The 25,356-nt window shown below is 60.2% G+C and carries 24 protein-coding genes; 12 read left to right on the top strand and 12 right to left on the bottom strand.

Features of this window, described 5'->3' with window-relative positions; translation table 11 throughout:
* On the top strand, positions 1 to 2,778 hold a 2,778-nt coding region (locus tag C1949_RS09025), incomplete at its 5' end, for a VWA domain-containing protein (RefSeq protein WP_211287113.1).
* A gap of 102 nt (positions 2,779 to 2,880) precedes the next feature.
* Positions 2,881 to 3,219, top strand: a complete 339-nt coding sequence (locus C1949_RS09030; protein WP_104738156.1) for a tryptophan synthase subunit beta like protein — start codon at positions 2,881 to 2,883, stop codon at positions 3,217 to 3,219.
* Between the two features lie 78 nt (positions 3,220 to 3,297).
* Here C1949_RS09030 and C1949_RS09035 read toward each other — a convergent pair whose 3' ends face one another.
* The 3 genes from C1949_RS09035 to C1949_RS09045 form a co-directional block, all read right to left on the bottom strand.
* On the bottom strand, positions 3,298 to 5,253 hold the full coding sequence (locus tag C1949_RS09035) for a bifunctional diguanylate cyclase/phosphodiesterase (RefSeq protein WP_104738157.1): 1,956 nt from the start codon (positions 5,251 to 5,253) through the stop codon (positions 3,298 to 3,300).
* Positions 5,254 to 5,270: 17 nt separating this feature from the next.
* Positions 5,271 to 5,939, bottom strand: a complete 669-nt coding sequence (locus C1949_RS09040) for a transglutaminase-like cysteine peptidase (RefSeq protein ID WP_373289806.1) — start codon at positions 5,937 to 5,939, stop codon at positions 5,271 to 5,273.
* Positions 5,940 to 6,041: 102 nt separating this feature from the next.
* Positions 6,042 to 6,629 (bottom strand): YecA/YgfB family protein, encoded by a 588-nt coding sequence (locus C1949_RS09045; RefSeq protein WP_104738158.1) that lies wholly within the window; start codon positions 6,627 to 6,629, stop codon positions 6,042 to 6,044.
* Positions 6,630 to 6,749: 120 nt separating this feature from the next.
* On the opposite strand from C1949_RS09045, the gene recQ reads away from it, so the two are divergent.
* Positions 6,750 to 8,879, top strand: a complete 2,130-nt coding sequence (recQ, locus tag C1949_RS09050; RefSeq protein WP_104738159.1) for a DNA helicase RecQ — start codon at positions 6,750 to 6,752, stop codon at positions 8,877 to 8,879.
* Between the two features lie 11 nt (positions 8,880 to 8,890).
* Here the strand turns inward: recQ and C1949_RS09055 are convergent, their stop codons facing one another.
* On the bottom strand, positions 8,891 to 11,068 hold the full coding sequence (locus C1949_RS09055; RefSeq protein ID WP_104738160.1) for a patatin-like phospholipase family protein: 2,178 nt from the start codon (positions 11,066 to 11,068) through the stop codon (positions 8,891 to 8,893).
* A 162-nt stretch (positions 11,069 to 11,230) separates the two neighbouring features.
* Here C1949_RS09055 and C1949_RS09060 point away from each other — a divergent pair, with 162 nt between their 5' ends.
* Positions 11,231 to 12,049 (top strand): UDP-2,3-diacylglucosamine diphosphatase, encoded by an 819-nt coding sequence (locus C1949_RS09060; RefSeq protein ID WP_104738161.1) that lies wholly within the window; start codon positions 11,231 to 11,233, stop codon positions 12,047 to 12,049.
* A gap of 6 nt (positions 12,050 to 12,055) precedes the next feature.
* On the opposite strand, the gene C1949_RS09065 is transcribed toward C1949_RS09060, so the two are convergent.
* From C1949_RS09065 to C1949_RS09075, 3 genes are all read right to left on the bottom strand, one after another.
* Complete coding sequence (locus C1949_RS09065) at positions 12,056 to 13,435, bottom strand: adenylate/guanylate cyclase domain-containing protein (protein WP_104738162.1); 1,380 nt, start codon at positions 13,433 to 13,435, stop codon at positions 12,056 to 12,058.
* Between the two features lie 110 nt (positions 13,436 to 13,545).
* The gene (locus C1949_RS09070; RefSeq protein WP_104738163.1) at positions 13,546 to 14,115 is read right to left on the bottom strand and encodes an HD domain-containing protein; all 570 of its coding nucleotides are present in this window, start codon (positions 14,113 to 14,115) and stop codon (positions 13,546 to 13,548) included.
* A 106-nt stretch (positions 14,116 to 14,221) separates the two neighbouring features.
* Positions 14,222 to 14,548 (bottom strand): Mpo1-like protein, encoded by a 327-nt coding sequence (locus C1949_RS09075; RefSeq protein WP_104738164.1) that lies wholly within the window; start codon positions 14,546 to 14,548, stop codon positions 14,222 to 14,224.
* 205 nt (positions 14,549 to 14,753) lie between these two features.
* On the opposite strand from C1949_RS09075, the gene C1949_RS09080 reads away from it, so the two are divergent.
* Together C1949_RS09080 and C1949_RS09085 are read left to right on the top strand one after the other, a co-directional pair.
* A complete protein-coding gene (locus C1949_RS09080) occupies positions 14,754 to 15,785 on the top strand; it encodes an AraC family transcriptional regulator (protein ID WP_104738165.1) in 1,032 nt (343 codons plus the stop codon).
* Between the two features lie 5 nt (positions 15,786 to 15,790).
* Entirely contained in the window at positions 15,791 to 16,357 is a 567-nt protein-coding gene (locus tag C1949_RS09085) for a nitroreductase family protein (RefSeq protein WP_104738166.1), read from the top strand.
* A gap of 1 nt (position 16,358) precedes the next feature.
* Here the strand turns inward: C1949_RS09085 and C1949_RS09090 are convergent, their stop codons facing one another.
* From C1949_RS09090 to C1949_RS09110, 5 genes are all read right to left on the bottom strand, one after another.
* On the bottom strand, positions 16,359 to 17,690 hold the full coding sequence (locus tag C1949_RS09090) for a HAMP domain-containing sensor histidine kinase (RefSeq protein ID WP_104738167.1): 1,332 nt from the start codon (positions 17,688 to 17,690) through the stop codon (positions 16,359 to 16,361).
* A gap of 22 nt (positions 17,691 to 17,712) precedes the next feature.
* On the bottom strand, positions 17,713 to 18,078 hold the full coding sequence (locus tag C1949_RS09095; RefSeq protein WP_104738168.1) for a Spy/CpxP family protein refolding chaperone: 366 nt from the start codon (positions 18,076 to 18,078) through the stop codon (positions 17,713 to 17,715).
* 103 nt (positions 18,079 to 18,181) lie between these two features.
* Positions 18,182 to 18,862, bottom strand: coding sequence for a response regulator transcription factor (locus tag C1949_RS09100; RefSeq protein WP_104738293.1), 681 nt, complete (start codon positions 18,860 to 18,862; stop codon positions 18,182 to 18,184).
* Positions 18,859 to 19,260, bottom strand: coding sequence for an SH3 domain-containing protein (locus C1949_RS09105; protein WP_104738169.1), 402 nt, complete (start codon positions 19,258 to 19,260; stop codon positions 18,859 to 18,861). Before C1949_RS09105 ends, C1949_RS09100 begins: the two co-directional genes overlap by 4 nt.
* Positions 19,261 to 19,275: 15 nt before the next feature.
* Positions 19,276 to 19,578, bottom strand: a complete 303-nt coding sequence (locus C1949_RS09110; protein WP_104738170.1) for a YciI family protein — start codon at positions 19,576 to 19,578, stop codon at positions 19,276 to 19,278.
* Between the two features lie 162 nt (positions 19,579 to 19,740).
* Here C1949_RS09110 and C1949_RS09115 point away from each other — a divergent pair, with 162 nt between their 5' ends.
* From C1949_RS09115 to rluB, 6 genes are all read left to right on the top strand, one after another.
* Positions 19,741 to 20,595, top strand: a complete 855-nt coding sequence (locus C1949_RS09115; RefSeq protein WP_104738171.1) for a PHP domain-containing protein — start codon at positions 19,741 to 19,743, stop codon at positions 20,593 to 20,595.
* Between the two features lie 30 nt (positions 20,596 to 20,625).
* Positions 20,626 to 21,270 (top strand): L-threonylcarbamoyladenylate synthase, encoded by a 645-nt coding sequence (locus C1949_RS09120; RefSeq protein ID WP_104738172.1) that lies wholly within the window; start codon positions 20,626 to 20,628, stop codon positions 21,268 to 21,270.
* A gap of 86 nt (positions 21,271 to 21,356) precedes the next feature.
* Positions 21,357 to 22,574: a tryptophan--tRNA ligase gene (locus tag C1949_RS09125; RefSeq protein ID WP_104738173.1), complete on the top strand. Its 1,218-nt coding sequence runs from the start codon at positions 21,357 to 21,359 to the stop codon at positions 22,572 to 22,574.
* A gap of 3 nt (positions 22,575 to 22,577) precedes the next feature.
* Complete coding sequence (locus C1949_RS09130; RefSeq protein WP_104738294.1) at positions 22,578 to 23,453, top strand: segregation and condensation protein A; 876 nt, start codon at positions 22,578 to 22,580, stop codon at positions 23,451 to 23,453.
* Positions 23,434 to 24,264, top strand: a complete 831-nt coding sequence (gene scpB / locus C1949_RS09135) for an SMC-Scp complex subunit ScpB (RefSeq protein ID WP_104738174.1) — start codon at positions 23,434 to 23,436, stop codon at positions 24,262 to 24,264. Before C1949_RS09130 ends, scpB begins: the two co-directional genes overlap by 20 nt.
* A 65-nt stretch (positions 24,265 to 24,329) precedes the next feature.
* Positions 24,330 to 25,232: a 23S rRNA pseudouridine(2605) synthase RluB gene (gene rluB, locus C1949_RS09140; protein WP_104738175.1), complete on the top strand. Its 903-nt coding sequence runs from the start codon at positions 24,330 to 24,332 to the stop codon at positions 25,230 to 25,232.
* Positions 25,233 to 25,356 lie beyond the last annotated feature (124 nt).

Genomic DNA, 25,356 nt, shown 5'->3' on the forward strand with positions numbered 1-25,356 from the left:
AATGAAATCTTCTTGGGCGGAGCATCAGATCAGTACCAAGTCATCGAGGGTGACGCTCTGGATACTGGCGCTGATGGCTCGATCAATGGCGTATTGTTCAATGACCCGGCGGGTCTTAGCGTGTCGAGCGTTTCCAATAATGCCGATGGCACTGGCGGCACTGCAGTGGGCGTTGGTGGCGCCGTTTTGACTACCGTGCTGGGTGGCACCGTTACGGTTTATGCCAACGGTGAGTTCACCTATCAAGCGCCGGTGCTTGATCATCCGCTTGCTGATCCGTATCTGACTGACAGCTTCTATTACTCTGCTACGGATGGCATCAATACCGCAGAGCCGACTCTGGTCAGTATCCGAGTGTACGATACGGCGCCGCTGATCTCTGCGGTAGACGACATGACCTCCTTCAATGAAGCTGGCGTCACCGTTGGTAACTGGTCCTACAGCGCCGGTGCCGATGGGTTGTCGGACGTTGCAGCGGATCTGGAAAGTGGCATCAATCTGAGTTTCGATGCTGCCGGTCTCGGCGATGACTTCACCGCCGTGCGCGAGGATATCTATAACGCGGGCGAGTATCAGGGCGAGCTGCTGACCGTAAGTTATGCCGACGGCGCAGATAGCTACACCTATTTCACTCTGTTCATGAAGGTGGATGGCACCTACGAGTTTGATCTGGTTACTCCCAAGCCAACTGGTTCGGAAGGCGTGCTATTTACCACTGCCAACGGCGGGATCGCCAATACCCTTTGGGCATCGCAGGTGATCAATAACTATGGTGGAGAGACCGATATTCGCTTCACCGCGACCAAAAACGGCAGCACCGACGAGGTGAACTGGGGCAATCAGGGCATTGGTTCTGACAACAACCTGTTCTCCAAGGACGAGACCCTGACGCTCGCGTTTTTCGATGCCACCGGCACCGCTACGTTGCCAGCGGCCGACGCGAACAAGATGGTCGACATGGCAACCCTGACCTTCAATTTCAACGGTTCAGGTGACGACGCCAAAATCAGCATCGATGTGCTGAATGAAAACGGTGATGTGATAGCCACATTGAATGACATCGCCCTGACAGACACCTCGCCGACGATCGTGGTCAGTGCTGACGACCTCAATATTGATGGTTTTTATGCCATTACTATCAAGCATGAGGGCGGTTTCGACAGCACCAATGGTGATGAGATTCGTCTGACATCGATGGATATCGAGACCGCGCTACTTCCGGAAGACACCCATTTGGACTTCGGGGTCGAGATTGTCGATGCCGATGGCGACACGGACGATGCCCAGTTCGGTGTGGATGTCAGCTCCCCGGCAGTTGATCAGCTCATCGTCGGTACTGCCGAGGATGACACGCTTAATGGTGGACGGGGGGATGACATCATTATCGGTGATGTTGAGGGCTCCTATAGTGTGGTCGTGCCGGAGGATTACAATATCGCGCTGATGGTCGACCTGTCCGCGAGCATGGATGATAACTCCGGTACAGGAGGGCTGAGCCGCCTGGAGTTGATGCAACAATCGCTCACCAAGCTGGTGAACGACCTGGGTTCGCATGGCGGGGCAGTAAATGTGCGCCTGATAACCTTCGGGGGCGATGTTGGGCAGGAAGCTACCTACTCACTGAATAGCCCGGCGCAAGTCAATGCTTTGCTGCTGGTGATTGCGGGCCTGACTGCTTACTCAGGTTACACCGATATGGGCGGTACCAACTACGAAGCCGCCCTACGCGCCGCCAAGAGCTGGTTCGACGCCCAGACTCCGGGCACGCCGGACTTTGAAAACCTGGCGCTGTTCCTGACAGACGGGAATCCGACGTTCCACTTGAACAATTACGGTAACCCAAGTGATGGAGGCAGTGGCAGCAGCACGCAATATTACGATATGGCCGATGCGGTTGGCGCCATGGCTTCCTTGGTTGGTCAGTCCTATGGTGTCAAGGTCAATGCGATTGGTATCGGTGACGACATCAATACGGACTACCTTCAGTATTTCGACAACACAAACTCCACTGGTAATCAGTGGATCTGGGTTGATGGTGGCTGGATTAACGGCGCGGTTGGCCAGGTTGATAACGTCAATACCGCAGAGGATCTGGAGCTGGCTCTGGACAGCAGCGTGACCGTTGTGCCGAAGGTCGGGGATGACACCTTGGTCGGTACTGCCGGCGATGACATCATCTATGGCGACACCGTCAGCTCGGACAGCTTGGGAGGTGCATACGCCGGTATGGGCTATCAGGGGGTCGTTGACTACCTGACCGATACCTTGGGTCATGCACCGAGCACTGAGGAGGTCATCGCGCTGTTGCGAGCCAATCCGCTGAACTTCTATGACCAAACCACGAATGAAGGGGGCGCTGATACTATTTACGGCGGCGCAGGCAATGATCTGTTGATGGCCGGTGCCGGCGATGACGTGCTGATTGGCGGCCAGGGCAATGATGTCATGTACGGCGGCCTTGGCGCTGACACCTTTGTGTGGCAGAGCGGTGATGCCGGTACCGTTGGCACCCCCGCAACCGACCTGGTTATGGATTTCTCCCTCGGGACCGATGTGCTTGATCTGAGCTCTTTGCTGGGAGGGATTGACGTCGCCGATATCGCTGACTACTTGCAGGTAAGTAGCGTCTCGGTTGATGGTGTGGCCAGCGCGCAACTCAATATCAGCAGCTCGGGTGATATTGGCAGTGGTGCCGATCAGGTGATTGTGGTCAAGGGCCTCAATCCAGTCGATATCAGCAATATGTTGGCAGATCCCGATCCCAGTCTGATCGTTTAGGTTGCCGCAGCCTGATTCAAGGGCCGACACCGGGTGACCGGTGCCGGCCCTTGTTCTATAGTCTTTTCATTAACTCAGCCTTCGGCAGAAGGGGACTGATCGATGTACGTTAAACGTGATCCCGCAGGCATGATTGCTGTGGTTTCCAGCGAGGCGGTGACTGGCTGTACCGAGTGGATCGCGGATGATGCTGCGGAACTACTGGAGTGGCAGCAGGAGCGCTCGCTGAAAGAGAGCCTGCAGCGGTTGCAGGGAAGCGATACCGATATGATCCGGGTGCTGGAGGATCTTATCGAGGTGCTGTTGCAGCGTGGTGTTATCCGTATTACTGACCTGCCGGGAGCGGCGGTCGCCAAACTCAATAGCCGGTCTGCTGAGCGGGCGAAACTCAGTGAATTGAGCAGTTTGATTGATCAGGATGAAGTTGACGTACTGATCTAGACAGGCTGTTCTGCCAGCACCCTGCCGATGCCTGTGAGGGCAAAGGCAAGGCGCTTTGGCCCGCCAGAGGGATCGAGGCTAAGTGTTGCCCTCGGTTTTCCACTCGCCGGGCTCAGCTAATGCCCGGCCCTGCATGGCTTCAATCCCTGCCGCCTTCAGCGCAGCAATCTCTCCCTGGCTCTGCACCTGCTCGGCAATCAGCAGCAGGTCAATGCGCTGAGCGGTGCGTACCAGGGCTTCAAGGTAGAGGTGCTTGTCGCTTTCGGTGTCCAGATCGCGAATGAAGCTGCTCTCGATTTTCAGGTAACTTAGACCAATCAGCGCGAGTTCGCCGATCAGGCTGAGCTGGCGACCGAAGTGCTGCAAGCCCAATTGCACTGACAGCGGGCGCAGATCCTGAGCAAGGCTGGCGAGGTCGTCGCAGTTCTGCAGGTAGCGCGCGTCGACTTCCAGGGTCAGGTGGGCAGCCTCGTTACGGTGCTGCTCGAGCAGTTGGCGAATTTGCTTGCGGTTCTCGGCGCTGTGCAGGGTGTCATTGGTGATGCTGAGAGCCAGCGGGCCCGGGTGACGTTGCAAGTGAGACAGCGCCAGCCCGACCATGCAGCGGTCAAAGGCGGCTGAAAGCCCAAGGCGCTCGACCCAAGGCAGGAACTGACCGGCCATCATCAGTTGGCCATCTGCGCTGCGCATCCGCACCAGCAGCTTCTGGTGCAGAAGCTGTTTGAGGTCAGCTCCTTGCAACACCGGCTGAAAGTGCAGCGTGAACTGAAAGTCCTTGAGGGCTTGTTCCAGCAGGCTGCGCCATTCGTGCGCATTGTTGAGCGTCTGGTCATCTTCGCTGGCGGGTTTGTAGCCGGGTTTGATACTGGTGCCGCTGAGGCTGGATTCGGTCATTGCCTGATCAACGCGTCCAAGCAATTGCTTACTGTCGTCACCGATGCGGTACCCGGCTATGCCGAACTCCAGCGGCTGCTGCTCGTGCAGTTCTGTCAATGCTTCCAGGGCTGCGGTCTGAATGGCGAGTTGCTCGGTCACTGCCTGCACACTTTCGAGGTTGCTGCCGGGCGCAAGGATCAGGAACTCGCCGCCCCGCGAGCGGCAGCACAGCCAGCTTGGGTGGGCCTCCTGCAGCGCCTTGAGCTGAGTGCCAATGCTTTTTAGCAGCGCGTCGGTCCGGGCGCCGCCAAGCTGCTGGTTGATCTTGTTGAGGTCGCTGATCCGCAGGCCCAGCAGGTGGCCTTCCAGGCTCTCGGTGGAGGTGAGGGCTGCGGCCAGCGTGTGGTCGAACGACAATCGGTTTGGCAGGTCAGTCAATGCATCATGGTATGCCTGTCGGCGATAGTGCTCAGTTTGGGCTGCTTCCTCTTCAAACAGCGTTTTCAGCTTGCCGACCATCTGGTTCATTGCCATGACTACGTGCTTGAGTTCAGGCGTGCGTGGAATACGCGGCAGGGTGCGGTATTCGCGACGGGTGATGGCTTCGGCCTGGTCGGCCATCGACATCAGGGGCATCAGTTGGCGTTTCAGCAGTAGGGCGCCAAGCAGGGCGCTGAACAGACCACAGACTACCAGCCAGGCTAGCGTGCCCAGAGCGCTGTCCCAGAGTTTGTTCAGGGCGAACTGTGGATGGCTGACGACTTCAACGCGGGCAAATTGCTGCCAGCCGTTCATGATAATGGCATCCCCGGTTTGTTCCTGCAGATTGACCAGCCTGACGAACCAGTCCGGTGCCTTGGTCTCATCAAGGCTGCGAACCCGCTCGACGATGACCTGGCCATCGCTGACCGCATAGACGCGGATTCGGGCAAAGTAGCCGCTGTCAAAAATCGAGCTCACCATCAGCTCAACCATGGCTGGATCTTGCACGTGGGGCGTGAGGGACAAGCCGAGCGCCGTTGCTGCGTCCTGCGCGTGCGAGCGCAACTGAGTCTGCAGCTGATTGCGTGAGCTCTCCAGGCTGACCAGAAAGCTGCCGCTGAAGGCGATCAGCAGGAACAGGCAGATGGCGAGGATGAGCTGTTTGACCAGTGACATGGTTGGTTCCTCTTTACTCAGGGTAGCGCGAGGTCATCGAAGCCCTCGTTCTGCATCTTTTTCAGCAGGTCCTGCCAGCGTGAAAGCTGCTTGGCCGAGCCGGTTTGGCTGTTGCCACGGCCAGCCAGCCACAGGCCTTCCGCGTTGAAACTGTAAACCGGCAGCAGGTCGTTGCGGTGTGAGGCAGGCAGGATGCGGTCGGTCAGATTGTCGAGCACCAGCGGTTCGCTGTCGGGCGTTGCATAGTACGTCAGCACCATATGCGCCTGGTTCAGTTCGAGCGCCTTGACGTAGGTCAGGCGCAACTGGTCGTTGGGGATGCCGGCGCGGCGCAGGCTGAAGTATTTGGCGATAGAGTAGTCTTCACAGTCGGCGGCACCCTTGACCATGGACTCTGCCGGAGAGGCCCAGTAGTCGACCTCGCCCCAGATGCTGATATCGTCGCTGAAACGCAGGCGCTGGTTGAAGAAGTCGTTGACGGCTTCCAGTTTCTGCTGGTCGCTCAGGGTCTGGCTGTTGTCCAGCAGTGTGCGCCATTCCTGCAGCCGCCACTGGGCCTGCATGTCCGGGTTGTAGAGGGTGTTGATGCGGGCGAAGATATGCTCATAGTCCCAGCCGATGGCCGATAGGGCGACCAGCAGCAGGCAGGCAGGTAGCAGGGACCAGGAGCGCAAGGATATGTTCACTGTGATGGCATTCCGGCGGGATCAGCCGAGGTAATGCCACCCAGTGTAGGCAAGTGCGCGCAGTTAGTCATGCTGCCACGCGCCGCTGCCTCTGTCAGTGGATCAGGAGCGCTTCAGCAGCGCAGGACGGGGTTTCTCCTCCGGCGCGTGGAACAGCAGGAACAGCTGTGTCAGCACCTGGGGAATATGCTCTGCCATGTCCTCAACCATATCCGGGTCTTTGTCGATCTCGGCAAACTCCGGTTGATCAGCAAACAGTCCGGAGCCGACCATGACCGGCAGCAACAGCTCGCTTACCAACTCCTCATCACCGCTGAACCAGGCTTCTTCACGCAGGAATACGCCTTCCATGAAGCCGATGCACCAACTGCGCAGATCCGAGTAGTCAGGCTCGTCACCGAGGCTCAGCTCGCAGGGCAGTTCAAGATCTTCATCACTGGCCAGCTCGCGGGCGATACGTGCTTTCAGCTCCAGCAGGGTACTGACAATGGCTTGCTGCTGTTCGTCGCTTTCGTAGTTCGGGGTTTCGGCGAACAGCTCTGCCAGCATTTCATCATCAGCAACGGCTTCCGGGCTGATGGCCAACGCGGTCAGATAGCCACAGGCGGCCATGTAGTCCAGCGCTTCGTCGTGCAGGTCATCGGCGTCCAGAAAAGCTTGCAGGCGCTGGAGTTGATCATTGAAGGACATGGGACACCTCTCTTTGGTTGTCCGGGCATTTTACGCATGCCCCGGGCAATTGCCAAAGGCGTTATACTCTGCGGCCGCTGATTCTGCCCATCAACGGAATCAGATCTGGTGAGGAGACCCATGCGCGAGCAAGCACTGCAGCAACTGAAGAACGTGTTTGGCTACGGCGAGTTCCGTGGTCAGCAAGCCGACATCATTGATCAGGTCGCCTGCGGTGGCGACGCGTTGGTGTTGATGCCAACCGGTGGCGGCAAGTCGCTGTGCTATCAGGTGCCGGGTTTGCTGCGCGAGGGTTTGACGGTGGTAGTTTCACCGCTGATTGCCTTGATGGATGATCAGGTGGCGACGCTGAATGAGCTGGGCCTTAAGGCGGCAGCGCTCAACTCGACGCTGAGTGAAGATGCCCAGCGCGAGGTGGCCCGGCAGATGCGTGCCGGTGAGCTTCAGTTTCTTTATCTCGCCCCGGAGCGGCTGCTCAAACCCCGTACTCTGAATTTTCTGCAGTCGCTGCCTCTTGCGCTGTTTGCGATTGACGAAGCCCACTGTGTCTCCCAATGGGGCCATGATTTTCGTCCCGAATACCTGCAGCTGGGACAGTTGGCGGAGCTGTTCCCCGGCGTGCCCCGCATGGCGCTTACCGCCACGGCGGATGAGCGTACCCGTGAGGAGATGGCTCAACGACTGAAGCTGGAGCAAGCGGCCTGTTTTGTCTCCGGTTTTGATCGCCCCAACATCTTTTACCGCATCGTGCCCAAGGACAAGCCACGTCAGCAATTGCTGGGCTTTCTGCGCGAGCACAAGGGCGATGCCGGTATTGTTTATTGCCTGTCGCGCAAGAAGGTGGAGGAAACCGCCGCCTGGCTGTGCGAGCAGGGCTGGCCGGCCTTGCCTTACCATGCGGGCTTGCCGCCGGAGCTGCGGTCAACGCACCAGAAGCGCTTCCTTAATGAGGAGGGGCTGGTGATGGTGGCGACTATCGCGTTCGGTATGGGGATCGATAAATCCAACGTGCGTTTCGTTGCCCATCTTGATCTGCCCAAGAGCGTGGAAGCCTACTATCAGGAGACTGGGCGGGCGGGGCGCGATGGTTTGGCCGCGGACGCCTGGATGGCCTACGGCCTGCAGGATGTGCTGATGCTGAACCAGATCATGGCCAGCTCGGAAGGCGATGAACGCCACAAACGGATTGAACGGCACAAGCTCGATGCCATGCTTGCGCTCTGTGAGCTGACCACCTGTCGCCGGCAGACGCTGCTGGGCTACTTTGGCGAGACGCTCGAACAGCCCTGCGGTAACTGCGACAACTGTCAGGAGCCGGTCGTGACCTGGGACGGCAGTGAGCCAGCCCGGATGGCGCTGTCGACCATCTATCGCAGCGGGCAGCGCTACGGTGTGGGTCACCTGATCGATATTCTGCTTGGGCGTGACAATGAAAAGATCCGCAGCGCCGGTCATCAGCATCTATCGACCTACGGCATTGGGAAGTCTTTGGGCGAGAACGAGTGGCGCTCGGTATTCCGTCAGTTGATCGCTCGTGCACTGGTTGAGGTGGATCTCGACGGTTATGGCAGCCTGCGCCTGAGCGAACGGTGTCGTCCGCTGCTGCGTGGTGAGGAGAGCCTGCAGCTGCGCCGCGATGTCAGCAAGCCGGCAGCCTGGGGTAGCCGGGGCAGCAACAAGCCCGTTATTGCCGAGGCTGATCGCGCGCTTTGGGAAGCCTTGCGGACCCTGCGTAAGCAACTGGCCGATGCCCACGGTGTGCCGCCCTACGTCATCTTTACCGACAACACGCTGGTCGACATGCTACGCCAGCGCCCTGCGACCCTGCAGGATATGGCGCTGGTCAGCGGCGTCGGCTCGCACAAGTTGGAGCGCTACGGCGCTGATTTTTTGCAGGTGCTTGACGGCAACGGCTCCGCGGCACAGGCCCAGGAGCAGCGCGATGCACACGAAGCGATTGCGCTGGTGCGCGCCGGCATGAGCGCAGAGCAGGCGGCGGTTCAGCTTGGTCAGCCACTGCGAAAGGTCTACGGCCAACTGGCGCAGGCGATTACCACCGGCAACCTGACGCTGGAGCAGGCCGTTGATATCGGCCCGGTCCAGCTGGAGCGATTGCAGGACGCTTTTCTCAATCATGATGGCGACGATCTGCCGGGCGTCCGAACGCTTGCGCGTGAGCTGGACGAGCAGGTTGATGAGGGTGTCCTGCATTGCATCCGAGCCGCTTTGGTACTGGAGATCAGCGGCTGAGGCGCACGCCCTCAGAAGGTCTGACCGAGCTTCATGTACAGGGCTTCGTGCCCCTCTTCGTTGACCCCAAGGCCGAAGAATAGCGGACCAACCAGCGTATCCATGCCCAGCAGCAGGCTGCCCGCGCTGAAGTAACCGGTATCAAAGCCGGCGTCGTCGCGGTTGTATACCCGGCCATATTCCAGACTTGCGCCAAGATAGAGCGGCAGGCTCAGGGTGTCGAAGTAGCTGGGAGTCAATCGGCGGTAGTAGACCAGGCGGCCAAGCTGATAATTCTGACCAGCCAGACCGTCCTGACGGAAACCGGAGAACCAGCCTGGCCCACCGAGGCTGAAGCTGCTTTGGGCTACATCCACGTCACTGTCTGTCCGGCCGATGAAACCGCCGACCTGAAGGCTGTTTGGACCAAAGCCAAATGCCTTGTTTGCCTTGAATTCGATCTGCTGGTAACGCTCGTCCGCGCCCAGGTCTGGCTCGGACTGACGCCAGCTGAGGCGGGCTTCCTCGCCGGAGTGCGGGAAGTTCACATCGTCCAGCGTGTCGCGGTCGATTTCGATGGAGTAGAACGCTTCGTTGAAGTCGATTGATGGCAGATCAGGGTCGCCGATGCGCACCCGTGAATTTCCGCGGTAGCGCGACAGGCCGAAACGCACCTCGCCGCTGTTGGCGATCTGGCGACCCAGATTCAGGCCGGCACCATAGCGTTTCTGGCGGTAGGCAACGATCGGGTCATCGTCGTCGATCACGTCGATATTGCGCGCCTCGGCATCGATGAAGGGCGCGAGAAAGTAACGAGAGCCATAGTCCAGCGGCTGATAAAATTCGGTATACAGCTCCTGATCCGAGCCAACCTGAAGGCGCGTGAGCCATTCAGCGCCCAGCGGATTAAGGCCATTGACGCGGAAACTGGCACCGAGGTTGTACTGGCTGTCGCCCTCGAAGTCGTCCACCAGATTCAGGCCCAGGCGCAGGTAGTCAGTGCCGGTGCGGCGCCCGGCGGTATGGACCAGCAGGGTGTTGCGGCCGCTGTCATGCACGACTTCGTAGGTGACGCGGCTGAAGTAGTCGGTCCCATAGATGGTGCCCATGTCCGTCTGCAGGCGGGCGAGGTTCAAGGGCTCACCAATCGGCTGGCGAATCATGCTGAGCACCACCTCGTCTGCTACCTTGCCGCTATTGTCGACCTCAATCGCATGGATGATGGCTTGGCGTTGCGGCCGGCTGCTAGCCAGGTTGCCGCCGCTGGAGCCGTCATCCGGGGCGACGAAGGCCAGCACGCCATTGGCTTCCGCGAGGCTGCGGGCACCAGCATCAATTGCTTGCTGCGTTTCGGCGAAGCTGCTGAACCCCATATTGCCAAGCGCCGGCTGCAGCAGCAGGTCGCGATCGGTCAGGGTGGCAAGCTGCTTCTCTGTGTTGGTGCGGGTGAGCAGGGTGGTCGTCTGATCCATGATGTCGAGCACCGAGGTCAACTCGCTGGCAGACTTCAGCGGAGTGCCAATATCGACCACGATGACCCGGTCAACGCCCATGGCGCGGGCGACGTCGATCGGAACGTTCTTGCTCAGTACGCCATCAACCAGCAGGCGGCCATCGACCTCAACCGGGGCGAAGAATCCGGGCAGCGCCAGGCTGGCGCGGATCGCCAGCGGGAGATGACCGTGGTCGAACACCACGGCTTCACCGGTCGCGATGTCGGTGGCTACTGCGCGGAATGGAATTGGCAGCTTGTCGAAGTCGTCGATCTCATTGGTGTGGACCAGCAGGCTTTCCAGCACCACGCCCATGTTCTGGCCCTGCATCAGGCCAAGTGGAAAACTCAGGACGCCATTGTTGAAACTCAGACGCTGTTTGACCAGAAAGTCGCGGTCGTCCTGCTTGCGTCGATAGGGAATGTCCTCTCGCCTTGGGGAGTCGCCCAAGGTGTTCTGCCAGTCCAGGCTAAGTGCCAGTTTCTCCAGTTCGTCGGCGCTGTAGCCGGATGCGTACAAACCGCCGATGACCGCGCCCATGCTGGTACCGGCAATGGCGTGGATCGGAATATTCATCTGCTCCAGTTGCTTGAGTACGCCAATGTGAGCCAGGCCCCGGGCGCCACCCCCTGACAGGACCAGGCCTGTACGCAGAGGTTCAGCCAGGGTCCAGCTGGACACAATCAGCAACAGCAGAGGCAGCAGGCGTTTGAACATGGTGTTGTTCCGGACGAGGGCGTTCGACTAAGGCTGGCCATTGTATACGAAGGTGAGCGGCTCTGCGGTGCTGTCGCGCTGTCATGTTGTTGTCATTTGGGTGACACAATCCGGTCACTGCCTGCCAGTAGCGTGAAGGCAACTTCCCGAGGAGACAGGCGCATGAACACAGCAGTGTCGTTGCCAGCGGAGCAGAAACAGCGAGTCAGAACCCTTTGGATCTCGGATTTGCACTTGGGTACCCGCGGTTGTCAGGCTGACAAGTTGGCGGCTTTCCTCAAATCTTACGAATGTGATCAGCTCTATCTGGTCGGCGACATCATCGATGGCTGGCGTCTGCGCAAGGGGATCTACTGGCCGCAGGCGCACACCAATGTGCTGCGCCGCATTCTGACCATGAGCAAGCGCGGTACACGGGTGGTGTATGTCACGGGTAACCACGATGAGTTCCTGCGGCGCTATTCCACGCTACTGCTGGGCAGTATCGAGCTGGTAGATGAGGCGGTGCACCACTGTCAGGACGGGCGCCGACTGCTGGTTATTCATGGTGACCAGTTTGATGTGATTACCCGTTGCCACCGCTGGCTGGCGTTTCTGGGGGATCATGCCTACGAGTTCAGCCTGGTTCTCAATCGCTGGCTCAATCACTGGCGCAACCGCTTCGGGCTTGGCTATTGGTCGCTGTCCGGTTATCTGAAGCACCGGGTGAAAAAAGCGGTCAATTTCATCAGCGAGTTTGAGGAGGCGCTGGCACATGAGTGCAACAAGCGCGGCCTGGAAGGCGTTGTCTGCGGACACATCCACCACGCAGAAATCCGCCAAGTCAGCGGTATCGACTACCTCAACTGCGGGGACTGGGTCGAGTCCTGCACCGCGCTGATCGAGCACCAGGATGGCCGGATCGAGCTGTATCGCTGGAATGAGGCGACGGCAGCTGCCTTGCAGCCGGTCGATGACGCACTCGAGGGCAGCGTGGTCTGAGCTGCCCTAGACGATGACCTTGTCGCGCAGTTTGCGGGCGGCCTGTTCAAGCGCCTTGATGATCTGCTCTTTGTCGTAGTTGCGTACGTGGTTGGTGTCCAGATACATCGAGAATCCGGTCAACTCGTGTTCAACAAAGGTCGGTGCCGCACCCAGCTCGCGGCGCAGGCCGACTACTTCATAGATCTGTACTGGTCGAGAGAAGCCCTTGACGCTGATCTGGCCCTTGTCACGGCACATGATCAGCTCCTTCACCAGTGAATAGGTCTCGTGCGAGATCAGAATCTCGCCCGCATCGGCTGCGCCTTCGAGGCGGCTGGCTAGGTTAACTTCCCGGCCGATGATGGTGTAGTCCATGCGGGTTGCGGTGCCGAAGTTGCCAACCGTGCAGTAGCCCGTGCTCAGGCCCATGCGAATTTCCAGCGGCTTGGTGATACCACGACTGCGCCACTGTTGCCGTAGTACCTTCATATGCTTGCGCATGGCGATGGCCATGGACACGGCGGCTTCGGCGTCCTGTTTGGCGCCGCGGGTGTTGGGGTCACCAAAGAACACCATCACGCAGTCACCGACAAACTTGTCGATGGTGCCGCCGTATTGCAGGGCAATGCGCGACATCTCGTCCAGGTAGTTGTTCAGCAGATCGGTGAGCGCCTCGGCCTCAAGCTCTTCGGCCAGCTCGGTAAAACCGCGAATGTCCGAGAAAAATACGGTCAGCTTTTTGCGTCGGGTTTCCAGTCGTGCACTGCGCTTACCGGAGAAAATCGATTCCCAAACCTGTGGTGATAGGTATTTGGAAACGTTGGCGGCGAGCCGCGCGGTTTTTTCCTGTTCACGCTGTAGCTTTTGGCGCGTCTGCTCCAGGTTGTGGCTCTGCTTGTGCACGAAGGCGGCCATGACCAAAAGGAACACGCCGCCGCTGATCAGGCTGACCAAGGCAACCAGCGGGGAACTGGCTAGCGCGATTTGCGGCTGAAAAGCGGCCGCGCCGAGCAGTGTTCCGGAGATCGTCAGCAGGCTGCCGGCAATCAGGTAGGTCGAGCCGCCGGCGATCAGACAGGCGACGCCCATCAGCAGCAAAAACATCAGGCTCGGAACTACGCTGAAGCCAATCAGAGCAATAAACGCGCCAGTGTGGAAGGCATCAAGAGCAAGCAGGGCCAGGCGCGGGGAAACGGGTTTATCCTGTGGCAGCCGCCGACCAAGCACTTGCGCGAGTTGCGGGTACAGCAAGGCATAGAGAATGGTGGCGAGATAGGGCAACTGGTGACCCCGTTCGACCAGCAGGGCACTGAAGGTCAGGGCGACGCCAAGATAAGCGATGACGCGGGAATAGTAACCATCGAGCGGCGGTTTGACAGGCGTTGCGCGGGTGTCGGTGATCATGTTCAGTCAATTCCGTGGCCAGGAAAGAGCACCGAGCGGGTGTCCATGACTGAGCATGATAGGCCCTAATCCGCACGGCGGACAATGCCGTGCGGACAGGCTGATATTGACTAGAGCTTGTAGATGGAGTTGCGCGGCTTGGCGAATACGCGGCGTAGCATCGGTTCGAAGAACTCCAGCGGCTCGCTTTCGTAGTCCGGATCAAAGGCCGGCGCATCGTACTTGGCACAGAACTCGGCGGTGTACTGATACAGAGGATGATCCTTGAACTGGTCGCGCAAATGGCGATCCATGCCCAGGTGATGGAAGAAGTAGTAGCCCTGGAATATGCCGTGCTTCTCAACCATCCAGAGGTTTTCCGGGCTTACGAAGGGCTTGAGAATGGCGGCAGCAATGTCCGGGTGATTGTAGCTGCCCAGGGTGTCGCCAATATCGTGCAGCAGCGCGCACACCACATATTCTTCGTCCCGACCATCACGGTGGGCGCGGGTAGCGGTCTGAATCGAATGTTCCAGCCGGTCGATCGGGAATCCGCCGTAGTCGCCGTCGAGCAGACTCAGGTGGGCAAGGATGCGGTCGGGCAGCTTCTTGGCGAACGGACGGAAGTGTTCGGAGATGATGCTCCAGTCTTCGGCTGTTCCCTCTTGCATGGCACGGAACGTAGCGTGTTGCTCACCCATGATGGATCTCCTCTTGTTATCTGTTTTGGGGTCAGGCTACGAGGCATCATAGAGGTGATGGCTGGCACTGACTGTCGCTGTGCTGACATTCACGTGATTCACCCCCTCAGAAGCGGATGCGCCCAGTCATCGCGTCGCGCAGCATGACCCAGTCCCCCAGCAGGCTATAAAAGGGGTGGGTGAAGGTGGCCGGTTTGTTGTGTTCAAAAAAGAAGTGACCAACCCAGGCGAAACCGTAGCCGGCGACGGGCAGGGCCAGCAACCACCAGAGGTTGCCGCTGAGCAGGCTGTAGATCAGCAGTGCGATCACCAGGCTGCTGCCCGCATAATGCAGCCGCCGACAGGTATCGTTGCGGTGCTCGCTGAGGTAATAGGGGTAGAATTCAGCGAAGTTGCGGAAGGGGCCGGGGGCGGAGGAAGTCGACTCGGGCATGATGGCGTCTCGGCAGGTGAGCGGAACAGTGGGCGCTGGCCTTATGGCGCGCAGAGTCAGCTTAGTCATTGCTTCTGGTCGCGGGTATGGCTCTGGCGGCCAAGTGGCGGTGCGCAGGTTTTTTCTTCCCTTCAACTTTAGTCTATGATCAGCCGCCGGACATAAAAACCAGTTCACCGGAATCAGCACACAGCAACGAGAGATCATGGAGCGCGCATCACGGACCACATCAGCAGGTTGGGTTTCGGCCATCGGTCACGCGTTGGCCGTCGACGGGCTGGATATCGCCGCATTATTTCGGGAGCTGGGTCTGGATACCGACGTGCTGACCGACCCGGATGCACGGATCAGTCAGGACAGCATGACCCGGGTCTGGCATCTGGCGGTGGAGCGCAGCGGCAATCCGGCTATCGGACTGAATATGGCCAGGGTGCTGCGGCCGGGGCATTTCAGTGTGGTTGGCTACTCGCTGATGTCGAGTCGCAGCCTGCGTGAAGGCTTTGGTCGAGTGGTCCGCTACCAGCGGCTGATCGGTGAGTCGTCCGACATGATGATGCAGATTGAGCCGGATACCTGTCGACTGCAGTTTGCCATTCATGGTGACCGCCTGCCGGCGGCCCTGCAGAGCGTTGAGGCGGCCATGGCCTATGCGCTGGCGTTCTGCCGCTGGATGACGGCTGATCCGATAGTGCCGATCAAGGCCACCTTCGCCCGGTCGGAGCCGCAGGATGTCGCTCCCTATCGTGCGTTGTTCGAGTGCCCGCTGGAATTCGATGCGCCAGCCTATTCATTGTTAATGTCGCGGCAGTTGATGGAAGCGCCCCTGGCAACGGCCAACGACAGTCTGGCCAAGTTGCATGACCGCTTCGCCGGCGATTTTCTTGCCCGCTTCGAATCCGACCCGGTGACACACCAGACCCGTCAGGTGCTCTGCCGCCTGCTGCCTCAAGGTGAACCCAAGCGGCAAACCGTTGCCAGTGCCATGAATATGAGCACGCGTACCTTGCAGCGCCGCTTGCAGGAGGAGGGTGTCAGCTTTCAGCAACTGCTTGAGCGTACCCGGCGGGAACTGGCGTTGCAGTATCTGGGTCAACCCCAACTGACGTTGTTCGAGATTGCCTGCATGCTGGGCTTTGCCGATCCAAGCAATTTCTTTCGTGCCTTCAAACGTTGGTTCGGCCTGCCGCCGGGTCAATATCGTGAGCAGGTATTGCAAGACCAGTCCGAGGAGGAATGACACCCGTGGATGCCCTGACCCTGCTGCATGAGCGGGTTTCCGTGCCGCGCCTCGTGGGCCCTGCACCCACTGCCGAGCAGCAACAGGCGATGTTTCGTGCTGCCCTGCGCGCGCCGGATCATGCCTATATGCGCCCCTGGCGGTTTATGGTCATCGAGGGTGACGGGCTGGACGCCCTGGGCGAGGTATTTGGGCAGGCCGCGCTGGCGGACACGCCGGACCTATCAGCCGATACCCTGGCACGCTACCAGGGGTTGCCGTTGCGGGCGCCGTTGATGATTGTGGCTATCAGTCGCCATCAGGATCACCCCAAGGTGCCGGTGATTGAGCAGGACCTGGCCTGTGGTGTCGCGGTTGGCAATATGTTGCTGGCGGCACACGCGATGGGGTTGGGAGCGGTCTGGCGTACCGGCGCGCTGGCCTATCATCCGGTTGTGCGTCGCGGTCTCGCGCTGGACGAGAACGAACATATTCTGGCGTTTCTCTATGTTGGCCATCCGGCTGGTGCGCGTAAGGCAGTGCCGACGCTGGACGTCAACGAGTTCTTCAGCCGCTGGCCAGCAGAGAGCTGATTCAGCGGCGTGTCGTCGGCAGGCTGATGTCGACCCGCAGGCCACCCGGCGGATTGTGTGAGAAGGACAGGCTGCCGCCATGTCGCGCAATGGCCCGGCGGGCGATGGTGAGCCCCAGTCCGTAACCGCTGTCTGCGCTTTGGCCCGGCACTCTGACGAAGGGTTCGCTCAGCTTGTCCAGCCACTCATCCGCCACGCCCGGCCCCTGGTCGTCGATCCGAATCAGGGCCTGCGCCGCAGTGCGGCGCAGGCTGATCTGAATCTGGCCGTTGTCCGGACTGAAGCGCACTGCATTGCGTAGCAGGTTATCGATGGCGGCAGCCAATTGGTCGGGCCAGCCATGCAGCTGTACGCCGGTTTCTCCGCTCAGTTCAAGGGCAAGATCGGCTGCGCTGAAACGGGCATCCTCCACCACCTCGGCAATCAGAGCGTCGAGGTCGAATGCGGTTGCCGGTTCGCGCCGGGTGTCCAGTCGGCTGAGGGTCAGTATGCCGTCAATCAGTTGATCCAGACGGTCGCACTCGCGATCCAGGCGCTGCCATAGTGGATCATCCTGCGGCAGGTTCTGCTGGCTGCCCAGCGCCAGTCCGACGCGCAGCCGCGCTAGCGGTGAGCGCAGCTCGTGGGATACATCACGCAGCAGTTGCTGTTGGCTGTCCAGTAGCGACTGGACCTGGTCGGCCATGCTTTCGAAGCGGCGGGCCAGTTCGCCAAGCTCGTCGCGGCGAGCGGTGGTTTTTTGCAGGCTCTGAGCGTTGAACTCGCCCCTGGCGAGTGATTGGGCCGCAGCGCCCAGCTGGCCCAGCGGACGGGTCAGATAGCGGCTAAGCAGCAGGCTCAGTAGGGCCAGCACTACGACCGCCAGGCCGATATTGAGCAGCAGGGTGAATGGCGTACGCTGGCTGCGCCACAACGTTGGCGCAGGAACGTGGAGGGCGATGATGTAGCTGGCGTGATCAGTGCTCCAGGCCAACTGAAACAGGCGGCCATGCCCGGGTGGCTGCGGTGGTGGCTCCGGCCGTGCTGGTGACGGTTCGACTTGAAAGCGCGGCAGGCGCGTCAGAGTGCCCGGTAGCAAGCTGTCGCCGGCGGCATCAAACAGGCGGGCACGCAGGCGGCTTTCACGGCGTTGTTGCTCGAGCCACTGCTGGGCTGCGGTCGGGCCGTCCTGCTCGTATACGGTTGCGAGCTGCGCGGCAAAGTCGCGCAGCTCGGGGTTCAACTGCAGTAGCAACCAATCCTGTTGCAGCGCGCGGCTGACCAGAAAGCCTGAGCCGCCGACCAGCAAGGTCGCCAGCCAGAGTACGGCAAATACTTTCCAGAACAGGCGCATGCGGCGGTCTCTTGGTCAGGGTTCAACGGTTGCAGGGTTCGCCGCGTGGCGGGCGGCCGTCCCGGCGCTCCTGCATGAACTCGCGACGTTGCGCGCGCAGTTCTTCCATTCGCTGGCGCTGCTCTGCGGTCAGAACCGCTTCAAAGCGTGCTTTGCTTTCTGCGCGCAGGGTCTGGAACTTTTCGCGTTCTTGCTCGCGAATCTGGCTCAGTTGAGCTTTTTGTTCATCGGTCAGTGAGAGTTCTTCGGCCATACGGTCGAAGCCTCGCTGGTACATTGAGCCGTCACGGGGCTGCGCAGGCATGCCATCCGTTGTGGGCGCGGCCATCAGGCCGGCAGACAGACTGGTGGTCATCAGCAGGGTAGTGGCAAGCAGGGTCTTTTTCATGGTCGTTCTCCGTGGGTGTCTGACCGGGGAATCCGCTCATTACCTGCAGAGTCTAGCGATCGCTTTGTCAGCAGCGGCCTGCACTGGGTAAAGATTGTGTAAATCAGCTGCCCAGCAGATAGCCGCGACCGCGGATGGACTGAATGCGGGGGCGCCCGTCCGGATGTGGACCCAGTTTGCGGCGCAGATTGCTGATGTGCATGTCCAGGCTGCGATCATAGTTGCCCAGCGGTTTGCCCAGCGCCTCGCGTGACAGTGTTTGGCGGTCTACCACCTGAGCTGGCCTTGTCATCAGGGCACGCAGGATCAGTGCTTCGCTCTGGGTAAGCTGCAGGGGCTCGTCGTCCAGCCAGGCCATCAGGTTGCCGCCGTCCAGGCGCAGTCCGGCATGCATCAGCATGTCACTGGCGCCGTCCTGGGCAGGCTGGCTGCGCCGCAGCAGGGCGCGCAGCCTGGCGACCAGCTCGCGCGGATCGCAGGGCTTGGCCAGGTAGTCGTCGGCGCCGAGTTCGAGTCCCAGAATGCGGTCAACTGGCTCGCCGCGGGCGCTGAGCATCAGTAGCGGTGTCTGGCAGCTTTGGCGCAGCTCACGCAAGATTTCCAGCCCATTCATGCCGGGCAGCATGACGTCCAGAATAATGGCAGCGTAGCTGTCTGTGCGGGCAGCCTGCAGTCCGCCGGGACCGTCGTGATAGCAGCTCAGGGCGAAGCCTTCGGTCGCCAGCCAGTCACGCAGCAGGTCGCAGAGCTCCTGATCGTCGTCGATGATCAGGACCGGGGTCAGTTCAGCCATTCGCGGCGCTTCGACCGGCCTATCTTCGCCAGCATGAAGCCGGCCAGCAGGCTCAGCGCGACGGTCAGACCGCCAACCATGAACCAGCGCTGCTGCTGGGCCATCAGGCGCGATTGCGCTTCCAGCCGCGCGGCCTGGTTTTCGTTGCGCAGTTGCTGGTTTTCGTCCTGCAGCTGGGTCAGGGCATCGGATCCGTCGCCGGCGGCCAACTGATCGGCAAGTCGCTGGCGCTCGGCTTCAACCTTGGCCAGCTCGGCCTGAAGGGTGCCGACGTCGTGCTGACTGGCGGTTTCGGTTGGTGTCTCGCTGGGTGTGTTGTCCGCGGTCTGGGCGGAAGCGGTGCCGACCAGTCCGCACAACAGCAGTGCTAGGGTAATGGGTCTTAACATGGGCTGCATCCTTGATCAGGCCGGGAAGACACGCTTGAAGGGTTTGATGGTGACGTGCTGGTAGACGCCTGCGGCGACATAAGGGTCTGCGTTGGCCCAACTTTGCGCATCCTCCAGCGAGGCAAACTCGGCCACCACCAGGCTGCCGGTAAAGCCGGCACTGCCCGGATCGTTGCTGTCTACCGCTGGCAGCGGTCCGGCCAGCAGCAATCTGCCCTGGTCCTGCAGGACTTGCAGTCGGGCGAGGTGGTCCGGGCGGGCGGCGAGGCGAGCAGCGAGGCTATCGGGTACGTCGGTGGCCATGATGGCGTAGAACATGTGGGTTCCTTGCAGTGAAATGTACGCAGACGCGTTTGGTTGTCTACCGGCAGAGCCTGTTCTGGTTCGCTTGCTGCGGTCTGCTTGGGGTTGTCAGTGCTTAGGCGGCATAATAGGCGAAAGCCCCGTCGCCGCGTCAAGCAACCCGCCAGGAGAGTTCCCGTGATTGTTGATCTGCACATGCATAGCACCGCGTCTGATGGCAGCCTGGGGCCCGACGTTCTGATGCAGCGAGTGAAAGCGGCAGGGATCGATCTGGTTGCGTTGACCGATCATGACTGCATCGACGGTTTGGAGCAGGCGGCCGCTACCGCCAGGGAGCTGGGTGTGCGCTGGGTTAGCGGAGTCGAGATGTCGGCCCAGTGGTTCGGCCATACCCTGCATATTCTCGGTTATGGTTTTGACCCGACAGCGCCTGCGCTCACCGACGCGCTGGCCAATGTCAGGGAAGGGCGCTGGAGTCGCGCCCGGCAGATTGGTGAACGGTTGGCGGGCAAGCGCATGCCCGGCGGGTTCGAGGGTGCCGTTGCGGTGCAGCAGGCTGCCGGTGGCGATGTGTCGCAGCCTCCGGGTCGCCCACACTTTGCCGAATGGATGGTGCAGGCCGGGCACGTACGCGATCACGGTGAGGCGTTCCGCAAGTGGCTGGGTGCCGGCAAGCTCGGCGACATTCGCCAGCATTGGCCAACTGTTGTGGAGGTTGTCGAGCAGCTTCGCGCTGCTGGCGGCATGGCGGTCATTGCTCACCCGTGGCATTACGGCCTTACCCGCAGTAAGCTGCGTGCGCTGCTGCGCGAATTCGCCAGTGCCGGCGGACGCGGGATTGAAGTGGTCAACGGCAAACAGCCAGTTGATCAGGTCGCCTATCTGGGCAAGCTGGCGGTCGAGTTTGGTTTTCTTGCCAGCTGCGGCAGTGACTTTCACAGCCCTGATTCCCCCTGGACCTCACTCGGTCAGATGACAGCCATGCCGGTCGATTGTGAACCGGTATGGGAGAATCGGCTGTTCTCCAGCTAAACTGCAGTTAAAACAGCCTCGCGAGGGCACATGAGCCAGTTCTTTCAGATTCATCCGCACAATCCGCAGGTCCGCCTGATTCGTCAGGCCGCCGATATCATCCGCCAGGGTGGGGTAGTCGCCTATCCGACTGACTCGGCCTACGCGCTGGGTTGTCAGTTGGGCAACAAGGCTGCGCTGGAGCGCATTCGCCGGCTGCGTCAGCTGGATGACAAGCACAATTTCACACTGGTCTGTCGGGACTTGTCCGAGCTGGGTGTCTACGCCAAGGTCGACAACACCACCTTCCGTTTGCTGAAAGCCACTACGCCCGGTCCCTATACCTTCATTCTGAATGCCACCAGTGAAGTGCCGCGGCTGTTGCTGCATCCCAAACGCCGAACTATCGGTCTGCGCGTACCGGATCACCAGATTACGCTGGATCTGCTCGAAGCGCTGGGCGAGCCGTTGCTGAGTGTGACCCTGATTCTGCCGGACGACCCGCTGCCGCTAACCGACCCGGAACAGATTCGGGATCGGCTGGGCAAACTGGTTGATCTGATCATCGATGGCGGCGCCTGCACCGTAGAGCCGACCACTGTGATCAGCCTGCTCGATGGCGAGGCAGAGCTGCTGCGCGAAGGGCGGGGCGACCCCGAGCCATTCGGCCTCAGCCGTGATGAAATTCTTGATTGATTGGCGCCGGGCGCTGACGCTTTGCGCATTATCGGTATAATCGCCGCTGAGCAAATATCACAATACGTCTTTTTCAGGAGTTCCCCTTGAGTTCTGTCGATTCGCAGCGCCGGGTTCTGTCAGGCATGCGTCCTACCGGGCGTTTGCATCTGGGCCACTATCACGGCGTGCTGAAAAACTGGGTGAAGCTGCAACACGAGTACGAGTGTTTTTTCTTCGCTGCTGACTGGCACGCGCTGACCACCCACTATGAAGATCCGCAGAGCATCGAACAGAACGTCTGGGACATGCTGATCGACTGGCTTGCCGCTGGCGTCAGCGGTACCTCGTCAACCATATTTATCCAGTCGCAGGTGCCCGAGCACGCTGAGTTGCACCTGCTGCTGTCGATGGTCACTCCGGTCAGTTGGCTGGAGCGCGTGCCGACCTACAAGGATCAGCAGGAAAAGCTCAAGGATCGCGATCTGGCCACCTACGGCTTCCTTGGCTATCCGCTGCTGCAGAGCGCCGATATTCTGATTTACCGCGCCGGTCAGGTGCCGGTTGGGGCTGACCAGGTCGCGCACGTCGAGATTACCCGCGAGGTGGCACGCCGCTTCAATCACTTGTACGGCAAGGAAGTCGGCTTTGAAGAGAAGGCCGAGGCTGCTATCAAGAAGATGGGCAAGAAGGCCGCCAAGTTGTATTCCTCGCTGCGCAAGGCGTATCAGGAGCAGGGCGATGGCGAGGCGCTGGAAACCGCCCGTGCGCTGCTGAAAGAGCAGCAGAACATCACTCTGGGTGATCAGGAGCGTCTGTTTGGTTACCTGGAAGGTGGCGGCAAGGTCATTCTGCCTGAGCCGCAGGCACTGCTGACACCCGATTCCAAGATGCCTGGGCTGGACGGTCAGAAAATGTCCAAGTCGTACGGCAACACTATCACCCTGCGTGACACCACCGACGAGGTGTCGGAAAAGGTTCGTCGCATGCCGACCGACCCTGCTCGGGTGCGCCGCAACGATCCGGGCGATCCGGCCAAATGTCCGGTATTCCAGCTGCATCAGGTCTATACCGACAAGGCCACCCATGACTGGGTGCAGGAAGGTTGCCGCAGTGCGGGTATTGGCTGTATCGATTGTAAGAAGCCGGTCATTGATGCCATCAGCGCCGAACTCGAGCCCATGCAACAGCGGGCAGCCGAGTACGAGGCTAACCCCGATGCGGTTCGGGTGATCCTCAACGAAGGAACTGAGCGCGCACGTGATGCTGCTCGTGACACCTTGATCGAAGTGCGCCAGGCCATGGGCCTGCAGTACCGGCAGTGAATGATGGCTGACCCAACGCAAGACGCTGAGGTCAGCCCAGACGCCGAAGCCGCGGTGGATCGCTCCCGCGGCATAGGTCGGCAGCAGGAGCTGCCGCTGGCCGTCGTTTATGGCGAGGCCTACACGGAAGTCCCGCAGGACCTCTACATCCCCCCTGAGGCCCTCGAGGTTTTTCTCGAAGCTTTCGAGGGGCCGTTGGATCTGCTGCTGTATCTGATTCGCAAGCAGAACATCGACATTCTTGATATCCCCGTCGCCGAAATCACCCGCCAATACATGTCCTACGTCGAGTTGATGAAGGCGGTGCGGCTGGAGCTGGCGGCCGAGTATCTGGTGATGGCGGCGATGCTCGCCGAGATCAAGTCCCGCCTGCTGCTGCCTCGTCCGGAAGAAATGGAAGAGGATGAGGGAGACCCGCGGGCCGAGCTGATTCGCCGACTGCAGGAGTACGAACGTTTCAAGAAGGCGGCCGAAGATATCGACGCACTGCCGCGCATGGGGCGCGAGACCTGGGCTGCGCGGGTGGAGGTCGGTGAGTTGCCGAGCCGGCGCGCCCACCCCGACGTCAGCATGCAGGAGTTGCTGCTGTCATTGTCGGAAGTGTTGCGGCGGGCGGAGATGTTTGAGAGCCACCAGGTCACCCGCGAGGCGCTGTCGACCCGCGAGCGGATGGCTGAGGTGTTGGACCGTTTGAAGTCAGGTCAGTTTGTGCCCTTTGTCAGTCTGTTCAACGCCAGTGAGGGCAAGCTTGGCGTGGTTGTCACCTTTATGGCGGTGCTGGAGCTGGTCAAGGAGCAATTGGTTGATCTGGTGCAGAGCGAGCCGCTTGCACCCATTCACGTCAAAGCGAGGGGAGAGGATGAGTCAGCCGCCGATTGAGCACATCATTGAAGCCGCCTTGCTGGCTGCTGGTCGCGCTTTGTCGATCGACCGCCTGCGCGAACTCTTTGATGAAGACCGGATGCCCGGCTTTGACGATATGCGCAAGGCGCTGGAAAAGATTGCTGCCAGCTACGAGGGTCGCGCGATCGAGCTGCGCGAGGTGGCCAGCGGCTGGCGCCTGCAGGTGCGCGAAGCCTATGGGCCCTGGGTCGCTCGGCTTTGGGAGGAGCGCCCGCAACGCTATTCCCGCGCTCTGCTGGAGACGCTGTCGTTAATCGCCTATCGTCAGCCGATCACCCGGGGTGAGATCGAAGATATCCGTGGCGTGGCGGTCAGTACCCAGATTGTCAAAACCCTGCTCGACCGCGAGTGGGTGCGTATTGTCGGTCATCGCGATGTGCCCGGTCGCCCTGCGATGTACGCCACTACCCGGCAGTTTCTCGACTACTTTAATTTGCGCAGTCTGAACGAGTTGCCGCCGCTGGCGGCGGTGCGCGAAATGGACGAGTTGGACCTGGAGCCCGAGCTGGCGCTGTCTGCTGAGGGAGAGCAATCGGACCAGACTGAGGCGGCCGTTGACCAGCCCTGGCTGCCGGTGGAGCCGCTCAAGCCGCTTGATTCGGAAGAGGGGCAGACCGGTTTTCGCAATCTGCTTGATGAACTCAATGCGATGGAAGCCAATCTCAAGAGTGATTTTGATGACATGCCGGTTTCGGACATGCCGGTCTCGGACGTGCCGGTTTCGGACACGCCGGCGACCGATGGGCCGGATCAGACAGATGATTCCGACGAAGAGCCTTTGAACTGATATAGCTGGCACACAGGTGTCAGTGTTATCCTGCTCGGCTTTTATCTACACCGGGAGGTGCTCCAATGACCGACGAATTTGAAGTAAACGACAGCCCGGCGGCCCCCGCCGCTGGTGAAAAACTGCAGAAAGTTCTGGCCCGCATGGGGCTAGGCTCGCGCCGCGAAGTGGAAGGCTGGATTGCCGCCGGTCGCGTCAGCGTGAATGGTCAGCGCGCCGAGCTGGGCTGCCGCGTTGACAGCATGGATCAGATCAGTGTTGACGAACGTCCCTTGCGCCGCGATCTCAGCTCCGAAGTCGTGCGCCGCGTAATGCTCTATAACAAGCCCGAGGGCGAAGTCTGTACGCGCGATGATCCGGAGGGGCGCCCCACCGTTTTTGATCGTCTGCCGCGCCTTAAACATGGCCGCTGGATTAACGTCGGTCGCCTCGATATCAACACCAGCGGATTGTTGCTGTTCACCACTGATGGCGAGCTGGCGAACCGGCTGATGCATCCATCCTGGCAGATGGACCGCGAGTACGCGGTGCGTGTCATGGGTGAGGTGGATGACGAGATGATCGAGCGTCTGAAGGAAGGCGTTATGTTGGAAGACGGTCCGGCTAAGTTCACCGACATTGTTTCTTCAGGCGGTGAGGGTATTAACCGCTGGTTTCACGTCTGCCTGATGGAGGGCCGCAACCGCGAGGTCCGCCGTCTGTGGGAGTCGCAAGGTGTGCGCGTCAACCGCCTCAAGCGCGTGCGCTTCGGGCCGGTCTTTCTGGGGGCTGAGTTGCCCGTTGGTCGCTGGCGCGAGCTGAAACAGAACGAGCTGGACGCGCTGAGCATGGAGGTTGGTCTGGAGCCGATTGCGCTGCCGGCGATGAAGACCAGCGATAAGGAAAAGCTGCAGCGTTTGGCGCGCAAGCCGTCTATGCACCAGGCCCGTCAGCCACGCGGCGGTCGCAAGCCGACACGTTCGCGGTAACGTCGGACTTTAATCAATGTGACAATGGATTGTCACATTTCGGTCAAGACCAGTGGTGACCGGATTTTTTTGACGGATCTAATTGTTCTTGCCCATGCATGTTGATAGCATTTGCAATCAACAT

This window comes from Halopseudomonas oceani, from assembly GCF_002903165.1.
GTDB classification, from domain to species: Bacteria; Pseudomonadota; Gammaproteobacteria; order Pseudomonadales; family Pseudomonadaceae; genus Halopseudomonas; species Halopseudomonas oceani.